The 23,005-nt window shown below is 50.7% G+C and carries 15 protein-coding genes; 9 read left to right on the forward strand and 6 right to left on the reverse strand.

The window, feature by feature from the left end; all coding sequences use genetic code 11:
• The first annotated feature begins 73 nt into the window (after positions 1–73).
• On the forward strand, positions 74–541 hold the full coding sequence (locus R3B84_01735; GenBank protein MEZ6139267.1) for a hypothetical protein: 468 nt from the start codon (positions 74–76) through the stop codon (positions 539–541).
• Here the strand turns inward: R3B84_01735 and R3B84_01740 are convergent, their stop codons facing one another.
• A complete protein-coding gene (locus tag R3B84_01740; GenBank protein MEZ6139268.1) occupies positions 542–8,023 on the reverse strand; it encodes an amino acid adenylation domain-containing protein in 7,482 nt (2,493 codons plus the stop codon).
• A 664-nt stretch (positions 8,024–8,687) separates the two neighbouring features.
• On the opposite strand from R3B84_01740, the gene R3B84_01745 reads away from it, so the two are divergent.
• Both R3B84_01745 and R3B84_01750 read left to right on the forward strand, forming a co-directional pair.
• Positions 8,688–9,185: a hypothetical protein gene (locus R3B84_01745; protein MEZ6139269.1), complete on the forward strand. Its 498-nt coding sequence runs from the start codon at positions 8,688–8,690 to the stop codon at positions 9,183–9,185.
• Positions 9,104–9,676 carry a TIGR03000 domain-containing protein gene (locus R3B84_01750; protein MEZ6139270.1) on the forward strand — a complete coding sequence of 191 codons (573 nt, stop codon included), beginning with the start codon at positions 9,104–9,106 and terminating at the stop codon, positions 9,674–9,676. The genes R3B84_01745 and R3B84_01750 overlap by 82 nt, the downstream gene beginning before the upstream one ends.
• 74 nt (positions 9,677–9,750) lie before the next feature.
• Here R3B84_01750 and R3B84_01755 read toward each other — a convergent pair whose 3' ends face one another.
• The 4 genes from R3B84_01755 to R3B84_01770 all read right to left on the reverse strand — a co-directional run bounded on the left by R3B84_01755 (position 9,751) and on the right by R3B84_01770 (position 15,711).
• Positions 9,751–11,115: a DUF1501 domain-containing protein gene (locus R3B84_01755; protein ID MEZ6139271.1), complete on the reverse strand. Its 1,365-nt coding sequence runs from the start codon at positions 11,113–11,115 to the stop codon at positions 9,751–9,753.
• Positions 11,116–11,126: 11 nt separating this feature from the next.
• Positions 11,127–13,835 (reverse strand): PSD1 and planctomycete cytochrome C domain-containing protein, encoded by a 2,709-nt coding sequence (locus R3B84_01760; protein MEZ6139272.1) that lies wholly within the window; start codon positions 13,833–13,835, stop codon positions 11,127–11,129.
• 358 nt (positions 13,836–14,193) lie between these two features.
• Entirely contained in the window at positions 14,194–15,072 is an 879-nt protein-coding gene (locus R3B84_01765; protein MEZ6139273.1) for a hypothetical protein, read from the reverse strand.
• A gap of 135 nt (positions 15,073–15,207) precedes the next feature.
• Positions 15,208–15,711, reverse strand: a complete 504-nt coding sequence (locus tag R3B84_01770; protein ID MEZ6139274.1) for a hypothetical protein — start codon at positions 15,709–15,711, stop codon at positions 15,208–15,210.
• Between the two features lie 126 nt (positions 15,712–15,837).
• Here R3B84_01770 and R3B84_01775 point away from each other — a divergent pair, with 126 nt between their 5' ends.
• The 6 genes from R3B84_01775 to R3B84_01800 all read left to right on the forward strand — a co-directional run bounded on the left by R3B84_01775 (position 15,838) and on the right by R3B84_01800 (position 21,796).
• Positions 15,838–16,725 carry a hypothetical protein gene (locus tag R3B84_01775; protein MEZ6139275.1) on the forward strand — a complete coding sequence of 296 codons (888 nt, stop codon included), beginning with the start codon at positions 15,838–15,840 and terminating at the stop codon, positions 16,723–16,725.
• A 39-nt stretch (positions 16,726–16,764) separates the two neighbouring features.
• A complete protein-coding gene (locus R3B84_01780) occupies positions 16,765–18,393 on the forward strand; it encodes an ABC transporter permease (protein MEZ6139276.1) in 1,629 nt (542 codons plus the stop codon).
• Between the two features lie 3 nt (positions 18,394–18,396).
• Positions 18,397–18,672 carry a MoaD/ThiS family protein gene (locus R3B84_01785; protein ID MEZ6139277.1) on the forward strand — a complete coding sequence of 92 codons (276 nt, stop codon included), beginning with the start codon at positions 18,397–18,399 and terminating at the stop codon, positions 18,670–18,672.
• Positions 18,673–18,699: 27 nt separating this feature from the next.
• A complete protein-coding gene (gene scpB / locus R3B84_01790) occupies positions 18,700–19,371 on the forward strand; it encodes an SMC-Scp complex subunit ScpB (GenBank protein MEZ6139278.1) in 672 nt (223 codons plus the stop codon).
• 301 nt (positions 19,372–19,672) lie between these two features.
• Positions 19,673–20,752 carry an AAA family ATPase gene (locus tag R3B84_01795; protein ID MEZ6139279.1) on the forward strand — a complete coding sequence of 360 codons (1,080 nt, stop codon included), beginning with the start codon at positions 19,673–19,675 and terminating at the stop codon, positions 20,750–20,752.
• A 69-nt stretch (positions 20,753–20,821) separates the two neighbouring features.
• Positions 20,822–21,796: a hypothetical protein gene (locus R3B84_01800; protein ID MEZ6139280.1), complete on the forward strand. Its 975-nt coding sequence runs from the start codon at positions 20,822–20,824 to the stop codon at positions 21,794–21,796.
• A gap of 25 nt (positions 21,797–21,821) precedes the next feature.
• On the opposite strand, the gene R3B84_01805 is transcribed toward R3B84_01800, so the two are convergent.
• Positions 21,822–22,991, reverse strand: a complete 1,170-nt coding sequence (locus tag R3B84_01805; GenBank protein MEZ6139281.1) for a serine/threonine-protein kinase — start codon at positions 22,989–22,991, stop codon at positions 21,822–21,824.
• Positions 22,992–23,005 lie beyond the last annotated feature (14 nt).

The raw sequence follows: 23,005 nt of genomic DNA on the forward strand, positions 1-23,005 counted from the left end.
GATGATCTCTATACGACACGCAACACTGATAAATGTCTACGGTACCCCAGCAAAACACGCTGGCTTCACAATTGTGCCAGCCGATTTTGAGTTTGTAGCATCTTGCTCAAGCTCATCACACGCATTAGCGGAAATTCCTTCACAACTTATTCCGCCAATACTCAAAAATCCACTAACAAATCACTTCGAAGTAGCGTGGGTGAGAGCACGCATACCAAGTGTTTTCAAAATCACTCCAGACCCAACTGAAATTGAGAAAACTGTTCTTTTCATGGGTTTCGTTGCTGCAGCAGAAAATAAAATGGAAGGAGTTCCGTTTTGGTGCTCCGATTACTATGGAAGAACATCGCTCACCTTCAGTGAAGAGGAAAGCGATGAATCGCTCAAAGATCAAGTGGCAAATGCTTACTGGGGATTGCTATTAGCAGAACCGGAAATTCTGCAAGATTTCGATGTAAAAGTAATGCATATGGGCGCTAATGTTACACTTCATTTCGGATGTGAAGACGGTGAACCATTTCTTAGGGAAATTCCTGATTGACTAATTCACAGATACCTGATCGACAGGTGAGGGCACCACGGGTGATACTTCCAGCTCTTTCTCGTTTCGGTTGTGGATCATCCGCAGCGTTTCGCGGTGGTATTGGGTCAGCAACGGCAGATTCTGCTCCATGAAGACTTCTGTGTGGGTGCCTGCAACATCCAATGCCCGCAGTGGACCTGTTGTCAATTGCCCCCAGCCAAAGTATCGATCGCTGATATCCGCAAACTCCCACCCTGGGTGAACTGCAGAACGAATGACAATTACTTCCCCATCGAATTGTTGTGCGGGGTAATACGCGTTATTCGCCTGAACCAGGCGTTCCCAAACCAGCTTCACGCGTTCGCCAAACAATCCTTCCAGATCGCCTGGCTGGTCTTCGACACCCGTTGGCGTGGTGTTCTTTCCGATGAACTTTTTCAAGTAGGCTTTCTTCTGTTGCCAGCTTCCAAACACAAAATACTTAAAGTGGCGATACAGTCGTTGAGTCAACGATCCTCGTTTCGGAAAACCGGGTGCAAATGCATCGTAGATGATCACTGCCGGAACATCGATTCCCTTCTGACGTAACTGCAAAGCGGTTTCAAAGGCAATTCGCCCACCCACAGAATAGCCGCTGAGCACAATCGGCCCACTCGGGCGGTGCTGCAAAATCTCCTGGCAATATCGTTCCGCTACCGCAGGAATGGATGAAAGCGGTTCTTCTTTGCCATCAATTCCAATGGCCTTCATGCCAAAAACTGGGAACTGCTCGCCCATTAATCGGGAAAAATGGTGGAATGTAAACACGTGGCCGCCCGCACCCGCAATCATAAACAGTGGAGGATATTTCCCGTTGGCATTCAAGGGAACCACCGCACCGCTGCCCAGTTCCAGTGTTTTGCGAATCGCCTCGGACATGGTGCGAATCGTCGGTGCTGCAAACAACGTTTCCAGTGGCACCTGATGGCCCAGGCGGGATTCAATACGGGCAATCAGGGTAGCTGCCATCAGAGAGTGCCCACCCAGATCATGGAAATTCGCAGTCACACTCAGTGGGCGGATACCAAAGACTTCTTCCCAGATTGGCTGTAAGGCCCGTTCTGCATCATTTTCAGGCGGGATATATTCATTATTGTTGGTTGGCTCTTCTACCGGTAATTCCCGCAGATATTTCCGATCGACCTTCCCATTGGGTGACAGTGGGAATTTCTCGATCGGCAGCAATAGTGCGGGTACCATGTAGTCCGGCAGTTTGCTTCGCAGCAATGTTTTCAGTTCCGTACTGGACCAGGCTGTGGCATCATGAAGCTGAACATAACCTACCAGTCGCGTCAGTCCGGCACCATCCTGATTCGTCACCACCACAGCCATTTTGATATTCGGATGACTGGACATCACTGTTTCAATTTCGCCTAGCTCAATTCGAAAGCCGCGAATTTTGACCTGATGATCTTTTCTTCCCTGACAGACCAAAGTGCCATCGGCATTCCAGAAGCCAATGTCCCCTGTGCGATAACCCTGACCAGTAGATACCTGGGGAAGATTCAGAAATACAGATGCCGTCAGTTCCGGTTGATTCCAATAACCCTGGGCAACACCATCACCAGCGATAATAATTTCGCCAGTCATCCCAGGTGCCACCGGTTGTAATTCATCGTCCACAATCAGAATCTGGGTATTGGGCACTGGTTTCCCTACCGGTGGTGCTTCATTGCGATTGACCACATGATGAGAAGTAGAGAACACCGTTGTTTCCGTGGGGCCGTATATATTCCAGAATTCGGCCACGCGATCAATCATCATTTCTGCAAGGTCGGCGGTAATCGGTTCCCCACCGGAAATTGCCTTCATCTGCGATCTGCCCTGCCAGCCTGCCAGTAGCAGAATCCGCCAGGTTGCAGGCGTGACTGACATCACTGTTGCCTGGGCAGTTTCCAGTTCCTGGATCAGCAGTGCACCATTGATCGAGGCATCCTTGCTGCCAATGTAAGTGGTTGCACCAACAGTTGCAGGCCACCAATAATCCAGAATATGGATATCAAACGAGTAGGTGCTGGCTGCAAAGGCAACATCTGAAGCATCGATCACCGGCAGGTGATCTCCACCGCAGAAAAGATTGATCACCCCACGCTGCTTCAACGCGACACCCTTCGGTTTGCCAGTCGAGCCAGATGTAAAGATAATCGCAAACAGATCATCCAGTGTGGCCTGATTGCTCAGTGAGGTGCGTTCCTGTTGCATCAGAGTGGGCAACAGTTCTTCCAGACACACCACCTGATACCCTGTAGGTAACTTGTCGGCGACAGTGCGGCTCGTCAGGATGACTGGTGGGGCGACCTGCTGAATCATTTCGGCCAGTCGTTCTTCCGGATGGGCTGGATCGAGCGGTACATAACCCCCACCCGACTTTATGACGGCAAATATTGCCGTTGCGATCTGGCAGGACCGTTCCAGGCAGACCACTACTGGTACATTTGGCCGCACCTGTTGCGATTGCAGCCAGCCAGCCAATTGGTGGGAAGCCAGTTCCCACTGCTGGAAAGTGATGGAATGGGCGGTGTCTCGAAATGCCACTGAGGTGGGGTATTTTTCACAGCAGGCGGTAATCAATTCTGCCACATTCTGATACGGCAACAGTGGGCGAAACGCTGTTTTCTCAATGCTTTTCTGTGGGCTGGATTCGCTTGGTTCATTCCAGAACGCTGTTTCCCGGTCGCAGAAAAATTGCAGTCGTTCCAGGAAGGTTTCTGCCACCAGCACTGCCGTATCTTCCGGATATAGTGTGGTGCGATATTCAACATGCAGGGTCCAGGCATTCTGATGGTGTTCCAGACCACACATCAGATCGAATTTAGCCCCAGGTGCGTAGGAGCCATCGAAGGACCAATGAACTTGCTCGGACAGTTGGCCCGACAGTGCGTTTTCCTGCAACACAAACACCGCATCGAACAGATCCTGCACACCAGGTGCACCCGGAATCTGATTCAGCAGCCATTGGAATGGCACTGTGGCTGCCTGGATTTCTCGGGTTACCTGCTGGCGTGTTTTTGTCAGCAATTCTCCAACAGTGCACGGTGCGGTGGGGATGATTACACCCTGCATATCCACCAGACAGCCAAATAATTGCTTCAACAGATGTGTATGGCGCTGGGACATCGCCGTGCCGATCACCACTGTATCATTTCTGGTTAACTGCGCGATCGTGGCACCAAATGCCGCCATGTAAACGTGGTAAGGTGTCACCTGATGGCGACGTGCCAACAGGGCTACCTGATTTGCCAGCGTGGCTGGGAACTCCCGCACGTACCTGGCACCATCATCATTAATGCGTGATACAGTGGTGTGCTGATAGGGCAGAATCGTTTTGCCGGGGCGTTCCTGAATCAGAGTCTGCCATGTCTCGATCTGTTCACGATGGCGGGCAGGTTCCAATTCCGATCGAGCATTCGACGAATAATCCAGATAACGGAACGATTGCCCTTTTTCAGCAGAAGTGGGGCTTGCATAGGTACGCTGCAATGCTTCCATAAGCAATTCACGCGATGCCTCATCCACCAGAATGTGGTGGCCAGCCCAGATGAAGCGGTGCTGGTTGTTCCCTTCGTGCACCAACACAGCATCCCAGGGACCCGCCTGATCCAGGGCAAAGGTGCGGTGTTGTAACTGTGTGAGAGTTTCCTCATAGAGGCGTGGGTTCCCAGTTGCATCCACATAACGCAGTGGGCGTATCAATTCCGAAGAATATTCCTGAATCACAATATTATCATTGATTCTGAACGATGCCCGCAGCATCTCCGTTGCATCTACCACCGCCTGCCAGGCTTCGGCAAATCGCTGTCGATCGAGTGGGCCTCGCAGCGTATACACATCCACCACGTTGTAGATGGTGCGGTTGGTTAAGCCCTTATCGATCAGCCAGAAATGCTCCTGGATAGGCGATGCAGGCCCACGGTCTTTCAACTCGGGATGTTGTTGATGCAGGTGGGTGTTCTGCGGCTGGGTGGAATGTTGCCGAACATAGTTTGCTAAACCAGCCACGGTTGCATGATCGAAAAGCACCGCGAATGGAATATCGATACCAGATCGCTGATTTAATTTGCCAACCAGTTGGGCTGCTTTCAGCGAATGACCACCCACATCGAAGAAATTGGCCTGACGGTGGACATTTGCCAGTTGAAGCACATCGGTAAACACTTCGGCAATCATCTGCTCAATTTCATCGGTAGGTGGTTCCAGTTCCGATGCTTGAGTAATTTTCAATTCCGGCAACTTCAAAGCACTGCGATCCAGCTTGCCATTGGAGGTCACCGGGAACTGTTCCAGGTAAGCAAATCGTGCGGGCACCATATATTCAGGCAGTGCCTTTCGGAGAAAATCCTGCAGATTGGATTCAACGATTTCGTGCGACAATTGCAGAAAAGCAGCCAGGGTGACCGTTTTGTCCGCATCGCGAAATGCCTGGACCACTGCTTCACGCACCCCAGGGAAGGAACGCAGTGCGGCTTCAATTTCTCCCAGTTCCACGCGGAAACCACGCACCTTGACCTGGTGGTCGATCCGACCCAGAAACTCAATGGTGCCATCCGGCCAGTAGCGTGCCTGGTCGCCAGTTTTGTAAAGTTTGCCTTCTGCACGGAATGGATCGGGAATGAATCGACTGGCGGTCAATTCTTCGCGTTGGTGGTAACCATCGGCCAGACAGACCCCACCGATATGCAGTTCACCCGGCACACCCACTGGTGTGGGCTGCAGGTGGGCATCCAGCACATGGTAGTGGGCATTACGAATCGGCCAGCCATATGGAATGCTGGTCCATTTCGGATCCACATTTTCAATCGGATAATAATTCGACCAGATAGCTGCTTCCGTCGCCCCACCCAGACTGATTACTTTGGCATTTGGAAAGGCATTGGTAATCTGGCCCGGTAAGGTGACTGGAATCCAGTCCCCGCTGAGAAGCACCAGTCGCAGATCGGCCACCTGCTTCTGTGGGAAGAATGGCACCAGTTGTAACAACGAAGCTGGCGCTGAATTCCAGATACTGATCCTTTCACTTCGCAGAATGGCTGCCAGTTGAATAGGATCTTTCATTTCCTGCTCGGAACAGATGCGTAAGGTAGCTCCCGCACCCAGTCCACCAAACAGATCATAGACCGAAAGATCGAAGCTGAACGACGCCACACACATCAGTCGATCGGTGGGGAATACAGCAAACTGTTGATTGACCCAATCAATCGTATTCACAGCGGCCCGATGTCTCAGCACCACCCCTTTGGGCTTGCCTGTGGAACCGGAAGTGTAGATCACATAGGCCCGATCATCGGGGTTGATCGCCACTGCCAGGCGATGGTGCGGTTGGGTGTGAATTGCCGCGGAATGATCCTCCAGACAGAGCAGGCGATCATCAACCTGTTCTGTGTTCAGAAGCTGTCGCAGTTCTTGATTCGTAATCAGTTTGACCGCACCAGAATCATGCAGCATATACTCGATGCGATCGCTGGGATAGCTCGGATCGATTGGTACATACCCTGCACCACACTTCAGAATCCCAAGAATTGCAACTACTGCGTGAGAACTGCGTGGTAACAGCACCGCAACCAGGTCACCATGTTGGACACCATTCTGATGCAACCAGTGGGCTACCTGATTCGATTCCTCTTCCAATTGCTGGTAAGAACACGTTCGATCGCTCGCCTCCACTGCCATGTGGGTTGGCTGCAGATCGACCTTGCGAGTAAATGCGCTCAACAGATGATCCGTTGCAGGATAATCCGCGCTGGTATTGTTCCAGTCGTAGACAATCTGCTGGTGTTCTTTTTCGTTCAGTAACCGCAGGTTGCCAATCGGCGTCTCCGGTGCGTCGCAGGCATGTGCCAGAAGGGTGAAATAGTGGCCCACCATCGCCTGCATGTGGGCTTCATCAAACAGGTCAGTGTTATATTCCAGCCAACCCCACACGGTGCCATGTTTACCATCTTCCAGCACAAACCGCAGATCGAACATCGAGGTGCCGTTGTGGGTAATGACCTGCTCACTTTGCAGCCCCGCAAATTGCTGCGGAATCATCGGCACGTTCTGGTAGTAGAACGCCACCTGGAACAGTGGTTGTCTGCTCGTATCACGTGGGGGAGACAGCACCTCAATCAGTTTTTCCAGCGGCACTTCCTGATGGTTGAGCGCACCGGAGCGCACGTCCCCCACGTGCTGTAGCAGTTGCAGGAAATTGATATCAGAACTGATCTGGCTTCGAAGCACCAGGGTATTGACAAACATCCCCTGGACCGCTTCCAGTTGCTGGCTGCTGCGGTTGAGTACTGGTGATCCGATGGTGACATCGTTTTGCCCGGTATAACGGTGGACGAGTGCCTGAAATGCCGCCAGGCCCACCATAAATCGCGTGACACCATGTGTGCGGCAGATTCGGTCCACATGGCCTAACAGTTTGCGTGGGAAATCGAATGAGATCAGCTTACCGCGGAATGTTTGTTGTTTCGGTCGGCTGTGGGCAAACGGAAAATCCAGAGATGCTGGAAATGGCGTTAATGTTTGCTTCCAAAAGTCGATGCTGTCGTGCCATTTTGCGGAATTCGCCCAGCCCGCTTCCAGCATCGCGTAGTCGCCAAACTGCATCTCCGGCGGGGGTAGTTCCAGCGAATCCCCTTTCAAACGTGCCAGATAACACTGTTCAACTTCCGCAATCAGCCGACCAAGTGCCCAGCCATCGGTAATCATGTGGTGGAGATTGATCCAGAAATAGCACTCGGTGCTGTGCGTTACATAGATTTTTGCCCGCCAGAGTGGGGCAACTGCCAGGTTGAACGGCATTTGGTCGCACTTCAGGCACTGTTTCAGCACAGTAGGTTTGCGTTCCATGTACGGCAGTTCGGTCAAGTCTACCACTTCAACCAGTGTCGTCAGTTCTGCTTCGACGATCTGAACTGGTTCGTTGCCCGTGCTGTCAATGCGGGTGCGGAAAATCGCATGGCGTTTCACCACATCCAGGAATGCTGCGGCCAGTAATTCCGGTTGTAATTTCCCCGTCAGGTGGATCATTCGCCCCACATTATAGACCTGTGGGGAATCAATCATGCGATCCAGAAACCAGAGGCGTTTCTGGGCACTCGTCAACGGGAAATCGGTTCGGGGCTTGGTCTGTTCACTTTCATCTTCAACGGCCAGGTGGGTGACACGTTGTTCGAGCAGTTCGCACAGGCCACGCACGGTGCGAACCTGAAAAAGTTCCGCTTCTTCGAATTTGACTTTGAATTCTGTGTTGATTCGGGACAGAATCTGCACCGCACTGACGGAATCACCACCGAGTTCAAAGAAGTCGTCATCGGGTTGGATGTCGTCCACAAAGAGGATTTCGCCCCACAACTGCGCAATGTGGGTGTGCACATCGAATTGATCGACCTGCACCACGACAGGTGGGGCTGCTTTCTGTGCATTCACTTCAGCGGACAGATGGCTCTGACGGGTGCCTTCTTCACGCAGTTCCATGAAACCTACTCCCATGACGTTTAAACAGTTGTCAAAATGTCGAACCGAACGCGAGTCGGCAAGTTTGTGCAAATCGGGATGATTGCTACAACAATCCACTTTAACGCAATTCGCCCAGTTTGTACAACCCCGACTTACTACCGTAACACTACTACCAAAATTGCTGTCACAGGCGGAAAACGTGGTAATTTCAACCAGTTTGGATAAACCGGCATTTTGGTCATCATTTGCCTGAATTTCCCACCGATCGATGTAATTGATTCTGCGCAAGTTATTACAAATAAAGAACTTACGAATAAAATCCGGTGATTGTACTGAATTTCCCACGCGTTTAGCCGTGGCAAACGGTGTACCGTTTGTACCTTTTGAACGATCTGGGTGAAATGGCAAAGAAATAACGGTTATAACGATTATATCGATAAGAGAATGTAATCCGGATTGGTACAACCGATATACTTGTCCCAGTTAACGCATTATCTTTGACTTTGCCATCTTACCCAGTTATCCTAAACAATCGAAGCTACCTAATTGCACAGGACATGCGGGTGCGGGTAGCCACGGACAGTTAGTCTCAACTTTGAGGAGAACAACACGATGTACAGTTTGGTAATGCTGGCAGCCATGACAGGCGCACCAGAAACCCCGCAATTCTTTGGGCTTTTTGGTGGGCACAAGTCGGCAGGTTGCAACGGATGTTACGGCGGAAGCTGCAATGGCTGCTATGGTGGTTACGCCAAATCCTGCCATGGTTGCTTCGGTGGATTATTCTTTGGCCATGGTTGCAAAGGTTCCAGCTGCTACGGCAGTAGCTGCAGCGGTTGCTACGGATGTTACGGTAGCCATTATTCCAGTTGCAGTGGGTGCTACGGCAGTAGCTGCAGCGGATGCTACGGATGTTACGGCAGCCACTATTCCAGTTGCAGTGGATGCTACGGGTGCTATGGCAGCCATTATTCCAGTTGCAGTGGCTGTTCCGGCAGCTTCTACTCTGGTTGCACAGGATATTCCGCTGGTTGCTCCGGTTGCAGCGGGTGCTACGGGTCTTACGGCAGTGTCGTTCCCAGCACATCGGCAATGCCCATGTCTTCCAGCTACTACGCACCAGCCTATGGCGAAACTCCTGTTGCCAGCGTGCCAGGCAACAAAGCACGCCTGGTGGTGAATGTTCCAGCAGATGCCAAGCTGTATGCCAACGATCAGTTGACCGAACTCAGTGGCACCACCCGTTCTTTCCTGACACCAGAACTGCCAGGTAACGGTCAGTTTTCTTACAACCTCCGCGTGGAATACATGGCCAACGGCGAACGCCAGACAGAAAACCGCAAGGTGTTTGTATCTGCTGGCCAGACCACCAGTGCCGACTTCACCAAAACCCTGACAGCAAATGTCAGCAGCCCCGTGGTAGTTACACTGCCCGAAAATGCCAATCTGATGGTAGATGGGGTACGCACCAATGCCAAAGGGCCAGTGGCAGAATTTCGCACGCCAGAACTGAACCGTGGGCAAAGCTATACCTACGTTTTCACCGCAGTGATCAATTCCAACGGCACCGAAGAAGTAGTGGACAAAAAAGTGACTTTTACCGCTGGAGAACCAATTCGCGTGAACTTTGGCGATATCCTGCCGGTCCGCACCGCTTCACTCAGCAAATAGTCATTCACTGATAATCAATTGCCCATTTCATCTCAACATCAGGCTGATCTTCAGCAACTTATTTCGAAGATCAGCTATGCAACAATCTCCTTGATTACCTGCCCACCAAATTGGGAGAGTTGTTTAAACCGTCCACCGTGGAAATAGGTCAGCTTGGTATCATCCAGTCCCAGCAAACGCAGGATGGTGACGTGCAGATCTCTAATGTGGTGCACGCACTCTACTGCTTCAGCACCAGTTTCGTCTGTTTGCCCAATCGTATGTCCCGCCTTGACACCCCCACCTGCAAACCAGATGGACATTGCTTTGGGATTGTGGTCGCGGCCAAAGGCAGTTCCCATCCGCACGCCATTATCCGGGCTTCGTCCGAACTCCCCACCCCAGATCACCAGGGTGCTATCGAGCAGGCCAGTGCGTTTCAAATCGGCAATTAAACCTGCAATCGGTTGATCGACCTGCTGAACCAGGTTGCCGTGGGCTTTTTCGATGTAGTCGTGGCTGTCCCAGGTGCCAGCGTAAAGCTGCACGAACCGCACTCCTTTTTCCACCAGCCGACGTGCCAGAAGGCACTTCCTTCCAAACGCATCAGTGGGCTCTTTGCCAAGGCCATACATGTCCTTCGTTTGTTGTGGTTCATTGTCCAGATTCATCAGTTCGGGCACTTCTGCCTGCATCTTGAAAGCCAGTTCATAGCTTTTCATCCTGGCAACCAGGTCATCCCGCTCGAGACGCTGCCTGGAATGCTCTTTGTTCAGTTTTTCCAGCAGATCCAGATTCAACCGCTGATGTTCTCTTGAAACATTACCGGGTGGGGTGAGATCCAGCACAGGGGAACCTTTCGCACGAAATGGCGTTCCTTGAAACATCGCGGGCAGAAAACCGTTGCCCCAATTGGCAGCACCACCCTGGGGGTGACTGACTTCTGGCAATACCACATAGCCTGGCAGATTCGCGTTTTCTGTACCCAGGCCATAAGTTACCCAAGCGCCCATCGCGGGATCGCCACCAAAACGATTGCCTGTGTTCAGTTGGTACATTGCTGTGGGATGATTGACTGAATCTACCTGGCAACCACGATAAAAACAGATCTCGTCTACTACCTTGGCAAGGTGCTGCCAGTTTGTTGCAATGGTGGCACCACTTTGGCCCGCTTTCTGAAACCGGAATGGCGATGCCACATAATAACGCTTGCCGCTGGACATGGCCGACTGCATTTTGTCGGTGCGTGTGAATTCTTTCAAGTGCAGATCACCCAGCCTGGGTTTGGGATCAAACGTATCAATATGGCTGGGCCCACCTTCCATGGTAAGAAAGATGCACGCTTTTGCTTTCGCCTGCAGGTGGGGCTTCTGTCTGGCCTCATCTGCCATCAACGCAGTAAACGCCACACTGCCCAGCGAGGCACCCAGCGAATACAGGATTTCTCTTCGATCGAGCATCGTATTGTTCCCTAATCAAGGTAGATGAATTCGTTGGTATTCAAAAGCACCAGGCAAACTTCCATCAATCCACGAACATCGGGCGTCACATCTGCGGGGTGCAGATCGGCTTCATAATCTGCAGCTGCAAAGAATTTTTCAACAAAGGTATATTTCTGTCCCACGTTTTCTTCTACTGCTTCGCGAACGATTTCTTTTACCACCGTTGGTTTTGCAACAGGAATCGCTTCATGTTTTTTGGCCATTAAATGCCAGTGCTCCAGGCATGCCTGTTGTTCTGTCTCAGTGGGGGTGCGTCCCAGGGCACGCTGGAAGATCTGTTGCACTGCATCTTGTTTGGATTTCGATTTTTTCAACACATTAGCGGCAAATACCAATGCACGGGTGCGTGATGCCTCACTGTTGAACAATGAAAATGCCTGGGGGGCAATGGTGGAAACTTCCCGCCGCTCGCAGGAAAATTCTGGCGATGGCTGATTAAAAACTTCCGCGGTGGGATCACGCAATCCACGTAGTTTGAGCGTGTAAATACTCCGCCGATTGCGTTGGGCCGGTTTTGGTGACGCCTCCCACACATTGGCAAAGGTGCCCATCACCTGTCGTGGTTGTACAGCAATGTCGCGATTGATTTCATGACGCACGGGAATCCCACCAACCATAGCATTCAATTCCCCACTGGTAGCCAGTATGGCATCGTGCAGTTCTTCCGCAGTCAGACGACGTGGGCGATGTACCGCATACAGTTGCAAATTGGGATCACGTTGCAGCAACTCTTTCTTATTGGGATGTTGGGACATTCTGGCATACGTATCTGTCAGTACCATCATTCGAATCATTTGTTTCATCGACCACTGTTGCCTGATCAGTTCTGCTGCCAGCCAATCCAGCAATTCAGGGTGCGTGGGCTTTTTCCCAGTTGCACCAAAGTTGTTGGGATTGCCAGCGATTGGTGTGCCCATCACCCACTGCCACAAACGATTCACAATCACACGTGCGGTGAGCGGATTGGCGGGATCTACGATCCAGTTGGCCAACGCTGTTCTGCGACCACTCGTCGCTTGGGGGAAATTGTCTGGAAGTGCTGCACTGAAAGCACCGGGAAGAACTTTCTCTTTGGGGCTGAAGGGATCACCACCTGCCAGGATAAATGTGTTGTCCAGCGTACCTTTGCCTTCCAGTGGTGCTGTTGGCATTCGGAACGGTGCATACATTCCCCGTAGTTCCGGTGTTTTGCCGTTATACACACTGTGGGCAATCGGCTCATAACGATCCTCTTCCCAACGCAGCCGTTCCAGTCCTTTGCGGGCGATTCGTTCCATACCCAGATCGGCTGCCGACAGTACCTGATGTCGCGGGAATTTGATCCCTTTCTGATCGGGATTTTCCTTCTCCCACCGAATACGTTTGGCTGATTCGATTTTCTGAATTCGATTGAGATGGTCCTGATAAAACTGTTTCCGTGCCTGTAAATACTTCTGCTCTTCAAATCCTTGGGTATTTTCCTTGGGCAGAAAAGGTGCCGCACACTCTGCAATCTGCGTGGTGGCGAAAACTGCCTGCAGGCGATAATAATCCCGCGTGGGGACAGGATCAAACTTATGATCGTGGCACCGGGCACACTGGGCCATATGACCCAGAAACACCTGACTAACCGTATCGGTAACATCATCCAGAAAGCGTTGGCGGGCAATTCTGGCAACTTCCATCCCCGTTAATTCCCAGGCACCCATCCGTAGAAAGCCTGTGGCAATCAACATTTCTGGATTGTTGGTGTCGATTTCATCCCCAGCAATCTGTTCGCGGACAAATTGATCGTAAGGCTTATCATTGTTGAAGGCCCGCACCACGTAATCTCTGTAGCGCCAGGCGTTCCCACGTTCATAGTCGTTGGCAAACCCTGCAGAATCTGCATAACGTGCAATATCCAGCCAGTGGCGGGCAAATTGTTCCCCGAAATGTGGCGAGGCCAGTAAGCGATCCACCACCTTGCGAAATGCCACTTCGTCTGAAGTGTTGTCGGTGAGAAAGTTCTGGATTTCGTGCGGTGTCGGTGGCAAACCGGTTAAATCAAAGGTCACCCGACGAATCAGCGTTCTGCGATCCGCACGTGGAGCAGCATTGATGCCAGCAGATCGGATTCGTTCATCAATCAGATGGTCAATCGCCTGACTGCCGTGTTGAGACAACTGCACTTTCTTTAGCGGTTGATATGCCCAAAGATCTGCTGGCTGGTAACGTCGGTTCGTCCATTCTTCGCTGAGGCCACCACTGGTATGAACAGTAACCCCCTTGGGTTTGAGGGATTGTTGAATCAATTTGATCTGTGCTGCATCAGGCCACGGTGCCCCAGCATCAATCCACTGCTGAAGTGTTTCCAGTTCCAATTTCGAAAGACGATCATTCTCCTTCGGTGGCATCGCTGAAACTTCATGATCGGTACGAATAGCCGCTTTGTAGATGAGACTTTCCTGAGACTTGCCAGCGATCAGCGCTGGGCCGCTATCCCCACCTTTCAGGAGGGTGGCTAACGAACGCATATCCAGAGCTGCCTTCATTTTTTTGGCATCATCGCCGTGGCAGGCAAAGCATTTTGCCTGGAAGGTGGGCAGTACCTGGGCAACAAACAGGGTCTCGCCTTTGGAGAAGGTGGGTTGTTTGGGTTGACCAATTGCCACCGCACACCACAACAGCAAGCAGATTGGGGAAATTGTTCGCAGCATTGAGAGGGTCTCCTTGGATTTGCCAGGCAAACCTGCTGACTAGTTTACCCGATGGATTTGATCGATGAAAGAGGCTTCACGAAACGGCACCATAAAGTGCGAACAATCCTCTTCAAAGCATGAAATTATTTCCATGCTCACCTATATATATTACCCAAGCCCAGCCATGAGAGTTCATTTTTTTCAGATTTCTAAACGAAAAGGTAAAAATTGGCTGCCATAAATTCTTATGGTGTAATTAGTTATGACGATGGTAACTTTTTTGTGAATTCTTGCAAAATTGCAATCACCCCCACTGTTTTGTGGGGCAACAGATCAGATCAATGAGAGAAAAATGAATTGCAAAATAACAGGGTTGTTATGAATCGGCGATTTTTCGTGCAGCTTTTGCTAGCTTGCTTTCTGGATCGAATGTGCCAAACTTTTTCGCCAGCACCGATGCTTCTTCGTGCGAGAGATGATCCGTCTGACGATAGTAAATGTACCACACCGTGGGCACAATATCGCCTGCACGATCGAAGACAAACACATTCTGCTGCTTCGGGTGCTTGATTGTCGCGGAAAACTGGGCAAACCATTGTGCCGTAAGTGTTTCTGGCGTAACGATTTCAGCCACAAATGGCAGGTTTCTTTTTTCCATCTGCAACTGATCGCTGCTTGGGTCGTCTTCTGCACGCATCAGGTATACAACCGTACCAAACTGGTTCTGTTGCAACCAATCCAGGCCATTCAGTTCTGCACGCTGGCCGGTGTAGACGTTTGGCCCCACCTGCTGAAAGCGTTCAATACCAACCACTGTATCGGTCAGTTTTCCTGCTGTAGCAGGCACGTCTTTCTGCCCCATGTCCATGGGCTGAACTTCGGGCACTTCTTTCGGAATGTTTGTCGGTGGGATATATTCAGGTTCCTTTGGCAATTCCGATTTCGATTCAATCTTCGGAATCGGTGCTTCAGGAAACGTATCTTCAAACTTGGAACTGGAATTGGGCATTGATTCGGGCAGAATCAGTTCCGCACCTTTTTTCTGCGAACCAGACCCACCTGGCACCGGAGGCAGGTCGCGGTAAGGGTCGTTCGAAGCAGGTGGGGGTCCCACAGGAATATCCGTAGGTGGGATATATCCCGTTGAAGGGGGAGGTGGGGGTGCCGGATTACAAAGCCGACGAAAACAACCACCTCGGCAGCCTGTGATGCTCCCCAGTAAGGCGATGAACAGTAATATTTTCAGCGTGCGCATTATCTATCTCTTATACCACACAACACATTGTAAAACGCACTTCTAGTGAACGCCTTGCAATTTTTTCAACTGGAAAGGAGATAGAAAATAGGAAAGATGGGGTTATACAGCCTGGGGTGATTCTGCCAGATGTAATCAAGAAACCAATTCGCACTCCCAGGTCAGGATCTGGGCTTTCAGTTGTTGAATTTTAGTATTTTGTGTAGAGAGTACCGCAGTTACATAACCAGGACGCTCTAAAAGACACCACCAAAGATCTCCCGTGGACACTTTGGTACGCCCCATATCCATCTGGCGAAACCGTGCGGCGCGCAGCAGATCGAGAACCTGTTGCGAAAGATACTCGCGGTGCAGGTGGATTCGTTCGCATGTCACACGAGAATCTTTAGGTGGGAACTGCTGATCCAGACGGTACAGCACATCTGCTGCTTGTAAACCATTATCCTGTAATAACTTAGTCGCTAAATGGTCTTTCGATTGCAGCAATGCCATCAACAGGTGGCACGTGCGTACCATCTCCCACTGATGAGTTTCTGCAGCATGCACCGCTTTCTGCAACACCTGCCATGTGGCAGCACTGAAACAATCGGGATTGCAGTAACCATTGGGAAGAAAAATATCGTTTTCAATGCGAATCATGAGCTTACTCCCAACTAAGCTAGAAAAAAGTAGAATAACTTTCGATTTTCCGCAAGGTGAATTTCACCCGTTCACAATAGTAGAACGGGGCAAGTGGGGTAATTTGCTCGAAAATTGGGGATTAGCATGCAAAAAATAGCGCTGGTGACCTGTTTGTGGTGCTGTGCGTGGAGCCCAATTGGTTCTGCAGAACCACTAACCATTGTGGATCGGACAGAAAAGAAAGTTGCTCTCAGTCAGTGGAAGATCATCCCACAGCCGAAAACAGTTTCCTGGATTCAACCTGCGGAAGCAGTTTTTGAGTTCCGCGAATTGGATTCCACCACTTATCAGGAAGGGATTGTTACTTTCATTGCCTGGAATCGGATTCAACAAATCAAGTACAATTATGAGAAAGGCAAAGAAACCGCCGAACTGAAGGTGGTGGGGCTTGAAAAGCCATTGGTGGGCACCGCACGCTTTCGTGGAATTAATACGATCACCATCGAAGGCGACATTCCACAGGGCAAAGCAGTAGCCACCACACGCTTCCGCGGGGGTGTTCTTGATGGTGGGGTGCTGCAAATTGATTTTCCAATGCCCAAGCCACCAAATGTGAAAAAAATATCACCAGATACACACCAGTTTTCGATTGTTCCTGTGGCTAAATCGAAAGAGCCCGCCCCCAAGACAGCAGTAACCAATCTGACCGCACTTTATCGCGATGCGACAGGTAAGGAGCATCTGCTGAACTATCTGCGGTTTCGCAAAACGTTGAAAGTGGAATTAGCAAACATCACCACGCTGGAGGTGCAACAGATTAATTTGAAAGACCGCACCGCCGACTGCGAAGTACAGATGAAAGATGGAAGCAGCCTGAATTTGGCATTAATGCTCGATATTGAGATAGATGGCAAAGCAGCCCGTCTGGCAGGTCTGGTGGGGGAGGTTCCTGCGGGCTATCGCCTGTTCCCAGTGCATACGTTCACTCGCCTCCAATCGCTTGCGGATCAACCACCTGCAGCCAGAGAGTAGGTTCTTTTCCTATGATTCAGCAAATATGAAGGATTCTTCATGGCCATTTGGACGATCGCCCGGAAAGACCTGAAATTATTACGACGCGATTATCGCTCGGCATTAATTTTACTGCTGATGCCCATCTTTCTGGTGGCCATTCTGGCACTGGTTGTGGGTGATGGCTTTGGCCAAAAGCCCGATGATCGGCTGCGAGTAACGATCCTCAATTTAGATGAAGGTGGGGGCATTACTTCCGGCAATTACCCACCGAAGCCTTGGTCGGAAATTGTGATTGACGACCTGATCAGTTCTGCGGATATCCGTCTGGAAATCATCCACGATCGAGAACAGGCCGAAGAACTGATTCGTGAAGGGAAACGGTCTGCAATTCTCATTTTCGAGCGAGATTTCAGTTCTCAGATGCAGCGGTGCTCGTTTTTATCGAAAACAAATCCCCCACCAATTAATCCGCTGTATCGCGATGGAATCAATCCCAACATTGTGGGTCTGACCATCCTGAAAGACCCCACACAACTCACTTCGGCCTCCATTATCGAACAGGTGGCCCAGGTAACTCTGTTCCGTGTGGTCATTCCGTGGATGATTGGCAATGCTTTTGAAAAAGTGGGTGATCCCGAGTTCATGGCAGGGTTAGCGAAAGATCTCGATGGGGCTGAGGGAGTTGATCCTAAATTATTAAAAGATCTTCACCCAATGATGCAACGCCTGCTCAATCAGATGTTCGACAATCCGAAGTTCAAGGAAATCCTGCGAAAAGAGTTTGGCCTGCTGGCAGGTGCGTTCCTGAATCAGGCACCGAAGCTGCAGATTGTGCTAACCAAGTGCTTTGAAGATGAAGATTTTGTCAAAGAGTTGGCGAAGCAGGTAAAATATGAAGATTTTCTCACGCCTGCCGTACAGAACCAGATGGGGCCCAAAGTGCAGGATCAGATTGCGGTGATCTTCAGCAATTACAATTTTCGGGCAAAAACCTGGTCCAGTCTCACCAAAAATGAACCGAACAGTACCCCACAAGGTTCGGTGGCAGAATATCAGGCCCCCAGCGCCCTGCCAAAACGTGGGGAGATCCGTTTCCAGATTCTGGTACCCGCCTACATGGTCACATTCGCCTTTTTCCTGGTTCTTACCGTGGGCTGGATGTTTGTGGGCGAACGCAGGCAGAACACGTTAACACGATTGCGGGCCGCACCAATCAGTAGTTCATCCATACTGGTGGGCAAACTGATCCCAGCCAGCATGATTTCTGTTTTTCAGGGCGTCTTTCTGATCGTTGCCAGTGGGTTACTTTTTGGATTGAACTGGACCGACCACCCATTATGGATGTTGGCCGTGGTGCTGTCCACATCATTGGCCGCCGTGGGAATTTCCATGCTCATTTCTGTATTGGCAAAAACAGAAACTCAGGTGGCGGTATATGGCACTTTGGTTGTTTTGTTGCTGGCAGGGATCGGCGGATCGATGATGCCACGCGATTTAATGCCCGAAAATATCCGAAAATATACCTATGTAACACCACACGCCTGGGCGTTGGATGCCTACCAGCAATTACTGACCAACCCACAACCAAACTTTACGGTGGTTGCACAGGCTTGTGGCGTGCTGTGTGCGTTTGGCATTGGGGCACTGGCTATTGCTGCCTGGCGTGCCGATTTCGCGAAGGGGTAATTGATGACAACCGTAGTCTTCACCCAGAATCTGCAGCGACATCTGGAATGCCCACCGATGCAGGTGCCTGGCAGCACCGTGCAAGAGGTGCTGGAGCAGGTTTTTGCCAGCTACCCGCGTGCGAAAAGTTACGTGCTGGACGAACACGGTGCGGTGCGACACCACATGGTTATTTTTTTGAATAACGAACCAATAGTGGATCGCACCACATTGAGCGATGTTGTGACAGAGGGAAGCGAACTGTATATCATGCAGGCTCTATCGGGCGGATCGCGATAAGTAATTGATCAATAAGTAGTTAGGAAAATGAAGCAACAGCCAAATCGCTATTTCCCGACACCCCACCGTGGGGGAAATCCTGGTGTGTTGCCGGTGCCATTCCGCACCGATCGATTGCCCCAAGATCATCGCCAGGTGGGCCACATTCCTGGCCAGCGTTTGGAACAGGCCGAGCACTTTGATGAACCTCTCGCACGCGACGAAATGACCGCACGCCTGGAGGCCGCACTGATGATGAGCGATGAGCCCCAGACGATACGAAAACTAACCAGCATTGTGGGCTTTACGGACGCCCAAGAAACCAAACAGGCCATTCAGAAGCTCAGGCAGCTATACGAACGTGGTAATTCTGCCTTCCAGATCGAAGAAATTGCCGGAGGGTATCAATTATTTACCCTCCCTACGTACCGTGCGTGGTTGGTGCGTCTGCAGCGTGCCGATGATGGCGTGCGACTGACAAACGCCGCACTGGAAACATTGGCCACCATCGCCTATCGACAACCAATCACCCGCGCTGAGGTTGATTCGATCCGCGGGGTAAGCTGTGGCGAATTAATAAATCAGTTGCTGGAAAAAGGCTTTGTAAAGATTAGTGGCAGGCAGGAAACCCTCGGCCGCCCCGTGCTTTACGTTACCACGAAGAAGTTTCTGATCCAATTCGGACTGAACCACCTCGATGATCTGAAAAAATCCTCATAAAGTCCGATAACTTCAACAAAAGTCGCGACAAGCATTTATGAGGACATTCAAATGGATCGAATGATTAAGAATCCCTCATGTTTTCTTTGCAACTTCGCGGTAAAAAAATGAAATTGCAACTAACGCTTCGCTGACAGTTCTGGCTCGGTTTAAGAAATCTGTGTAACGTGCAACTGGTACGGTTTTTTCACTCCTGCATCAGAATTCCCCCACGTGGGGATTAATTGTGAAGATCAGGTCCGATTTTTACCGATTCAACAGTTCGGGGGATTTTTCTTTACTTTAGCTTTGGTGCTGCCGCATGGACCTGACGCCGATGGGACTGCGTCGAAAGCCGTTTCGTTCCACACCAGATACGGAGTGCTATTACGCCTCCAGCAGTCACGAGAATGCACTGGCGGAACTGAACCAGTTTTTGCTGGACAGTGAGCCAATTGCCTTGCTGACCAGCGAACCTGGCCTTGGCAAGACGCTGGCTGGCTATCGACTGCTCGAAAATCTGCCCACAGGTTACCGTGCGGTGCTACTGACAAATTCCCACCTGCGGAAAAGGGTTGATCTGTATCAGGCGATGCTGTTTGATCTGGCCATCCCTTACCACCGACTGACGGAACAGGAAGCCCGCCTGGCCTGGGTTGAAAGTTGCCTGAATTACTACCAGAGTGGTGGGCAAACGCTAATCGTGATCGACGAAGCCCACCACCTGAGCCCGGACACACTGGAAGAATTGCGATTGCTGAGCAATCTCGACGGGAAAGAAAGCAAGGCCGTGCAGATTCTGTTACTTGGCCTGCCAGAATTGCTGCAAACCCTGCAGCAGCCCGCATTTAACCATCTTCGACAGCGGGTGGTAACAAAGTGTCACCTGGAACCGCTCACGGAAGAAGAATCGATTGATTTTCTCTGCCACCAGGTGCGTGTCTGTGGTGGAAAGCCAGAACGCTTTTTTGAAGAAGAAGTGCTCGAAATTTTGGTGCATTGCTGCAAGGGTGTGCCAAGGCTGCTGAATCAGGCTGCCGCACTCGCAACAAAACTCGCATTATTGAACGATTGTATTACTGTAGATGTGGAAGCCGCACTGGAAGCAGTGAATCGACTTGGCTTAGATCAGGAACCACCTGCGAGTCAGGTAGACACTGAGCCAGAACTGTACCCCATTGCGGAAATGGTGTCGCACAGTGAGCCCCCGATGGCCGAAGATGTGCTGGATGATCTCCCACCGAAGACAATTCCGTTTCTGCCACCAGTAATTCTGCCGATCGATGGCCCACCCACTTATAGTTTTTCCGGTTCGGACGAACCTGATGGTCCAGAATTGATTGGGCCAAAAAGGCCAGGTCGAGTCGATCTCTGGGGCCAATCGCTGGATCGTTACGCCTGATTGTTTCCTGACGAAACGTTTTAAGTGCCTAATCGAGAAGTAGTTACAGTTTTTAGAAGGGTTGATTCCATGGGTCGAACGTTTGAAGCACTGCGCAATACCAGAGATTCTCGTTCGACGTTCCAGATCGTCTCGGAAATCGATGATGACCTGGTAGACCACAATTCCGATACGGTGGAAGATCTCACCGTCACTAAGTCCCTCGTGGAGTTGGTGCCGTTTTCGGAAGAAGACTTACCCACAGATAACAATGAGGTGCCGTTTGTTGAAATCGGTGCAGGTACCGCCACACCTACTGTTCCGACAATTTTGAAGTTGTTGCCACCGAATGTGGAACCTGCCACCCACCGTGCGATTCAATTTCATCTGTTGCCTGAATTATCATCACTGCCCATTACTGCCCACCCGCTGGGTGAAGATCTGGTGACCTATCACCAACCAGAACACTACATCAGCCAGCAATACGCTCAGTTGGTGGGGGGAATTGGTGCCCAGTTACGGTCATCCTCGCCAGCCGTATTGATGTTGGCACCGGTCGCTTCATCAGCACAGGTCACCACCACCTGTCTGAATCTGGCGATTACCCGCGCTGCAGAAGGGGTAGGCCGTGTTCTGATCGTCGAACTACACCGCGACGAGCATTCCTGTGCCACCCGCATGGGCGTGCCACATGTACCAGGGTTGCGGGAATTGTTAGGAAAAACAGCCCCACTTGCAATGGGTTTCCACCGCACCAGTGTCGATTCGCTGTATTTGTTGCCTGCTGGTGATGGACCATTGGGTCAGGATGAACTGGCACAAGTTCCCCAGCTTCTTAGCCAGCTTCGCAGTCGTTTCGATTGGGTAGTGGTGGCCGCACCTGGGTACAATCAACTTCCGCTGGATGTCTGGTTCCGGCATGCTGATAAGTCATATCTGCTGATGGATCAGGATGAGTGGGATTCGCCCGTATTGGATAGTTTGTACCACCAGATCGGATCAGCATCGGGCAAGTTGGGCGGGTGTATTACCATCCAGCAGCACCCCACGCACGCCAGAAAATGAGGAAGAACTCATTAGACGTATCTCGTTAACGAAGTTCAAACTCTATGCTCATCATGCACTCCGGATCGGGTTGTAAACTCAATTGATTCTGATCCTGCGGATATAAAATTGTCTGACAATAATTCGATTCCAGATCTCGATCCATGCCGATCTGCAGTTCATCAACCAGGGTTTCTTCACACGCAAACAGTGTTTCACCAGCTTCCTGGGTAAATTGTTGCAGTTGCCCAAGCAATTGTTCAATATTGCTACATCGCAGGTCGGGCTGCTTCGCCAGCATCTGACAGATCAGCAGATCGAGACTTTCAGGTACATCCTTGCGAAGGGAACGTAGTTGCAGAGGTTCGGAATACAGGTGGTGGGACAGTTTCTGGATAATGTTGTAGCCATCGAAAGGTGCATGCCCCACCAGCAAGTAGTACAGGGTGCAGCCCAAACTGTAAATATCGGTACGGTAGTCTACTGCGTAAGGTGTTTCGATCTGTTCTGGGGAAACATAATCGGGCGTGCCCATGATCCAGGGGGCATTTTTGAAGGTCAATGCCTGCGTTTCGGGTGATGGTTCGAGGTGGGCAAGCCCCAGATCAACCAGTTTTACCCAATCGCCTTTGGGACTAATCAGAATATTGCTTGGTTTGATATCTCGGTGCACCAGACCGGCGATCCGGAGTCCCTGAATGGCCTTCAGAATTGCGATGCCAATGCTGCATACTTCCGCAATGGAAAACGAGCCTCGCCGACGAGAAAGTTCTTCCAGAGTAATACCGGGCAAATATTCCATTACCAGATAATGGCGTGTCCCATCAACTCCCCCATAAATTGCACGCACAATATGGTCGTTCCACAGGGTTGAAAGCGTCGCAACTTCCCGCTGAAAACGCTTGAGTACCATGGCAGAAGCAGCGCGGGCAGGTTTGAGAATCTTCACTGCATAGATGGTGTCGAAATCCTGGCTACGTGCCATATAAACACGTGCCATCGATCCTTCTCCAACCAGACATTGCAAAACATAGTTACCCACGAAGAGCTGATCTTCATAGTTCTTTAATATTTCTGATAGTTGGTAACTGGTAATCAGGCGTTTTTCGAACAGGATTGTTGCCAACTGTTCACGATCGGTGGGTAGGTGTTCTTCTAACTCCTCGAAAATCTGAAAATCTTTGCGAGTTAATAATCGACGAAAAAAATCCTTCATTCTGCTCAGTCTTG

The organism is Zavarzinella sp., from assembly GCA_041399155.1.
Classification (GTDB): domain Bacteria; phylum Planctomycetota; class Planctomycetia; order Gemmatales; family Gemmataceae; genus JAWKTI01.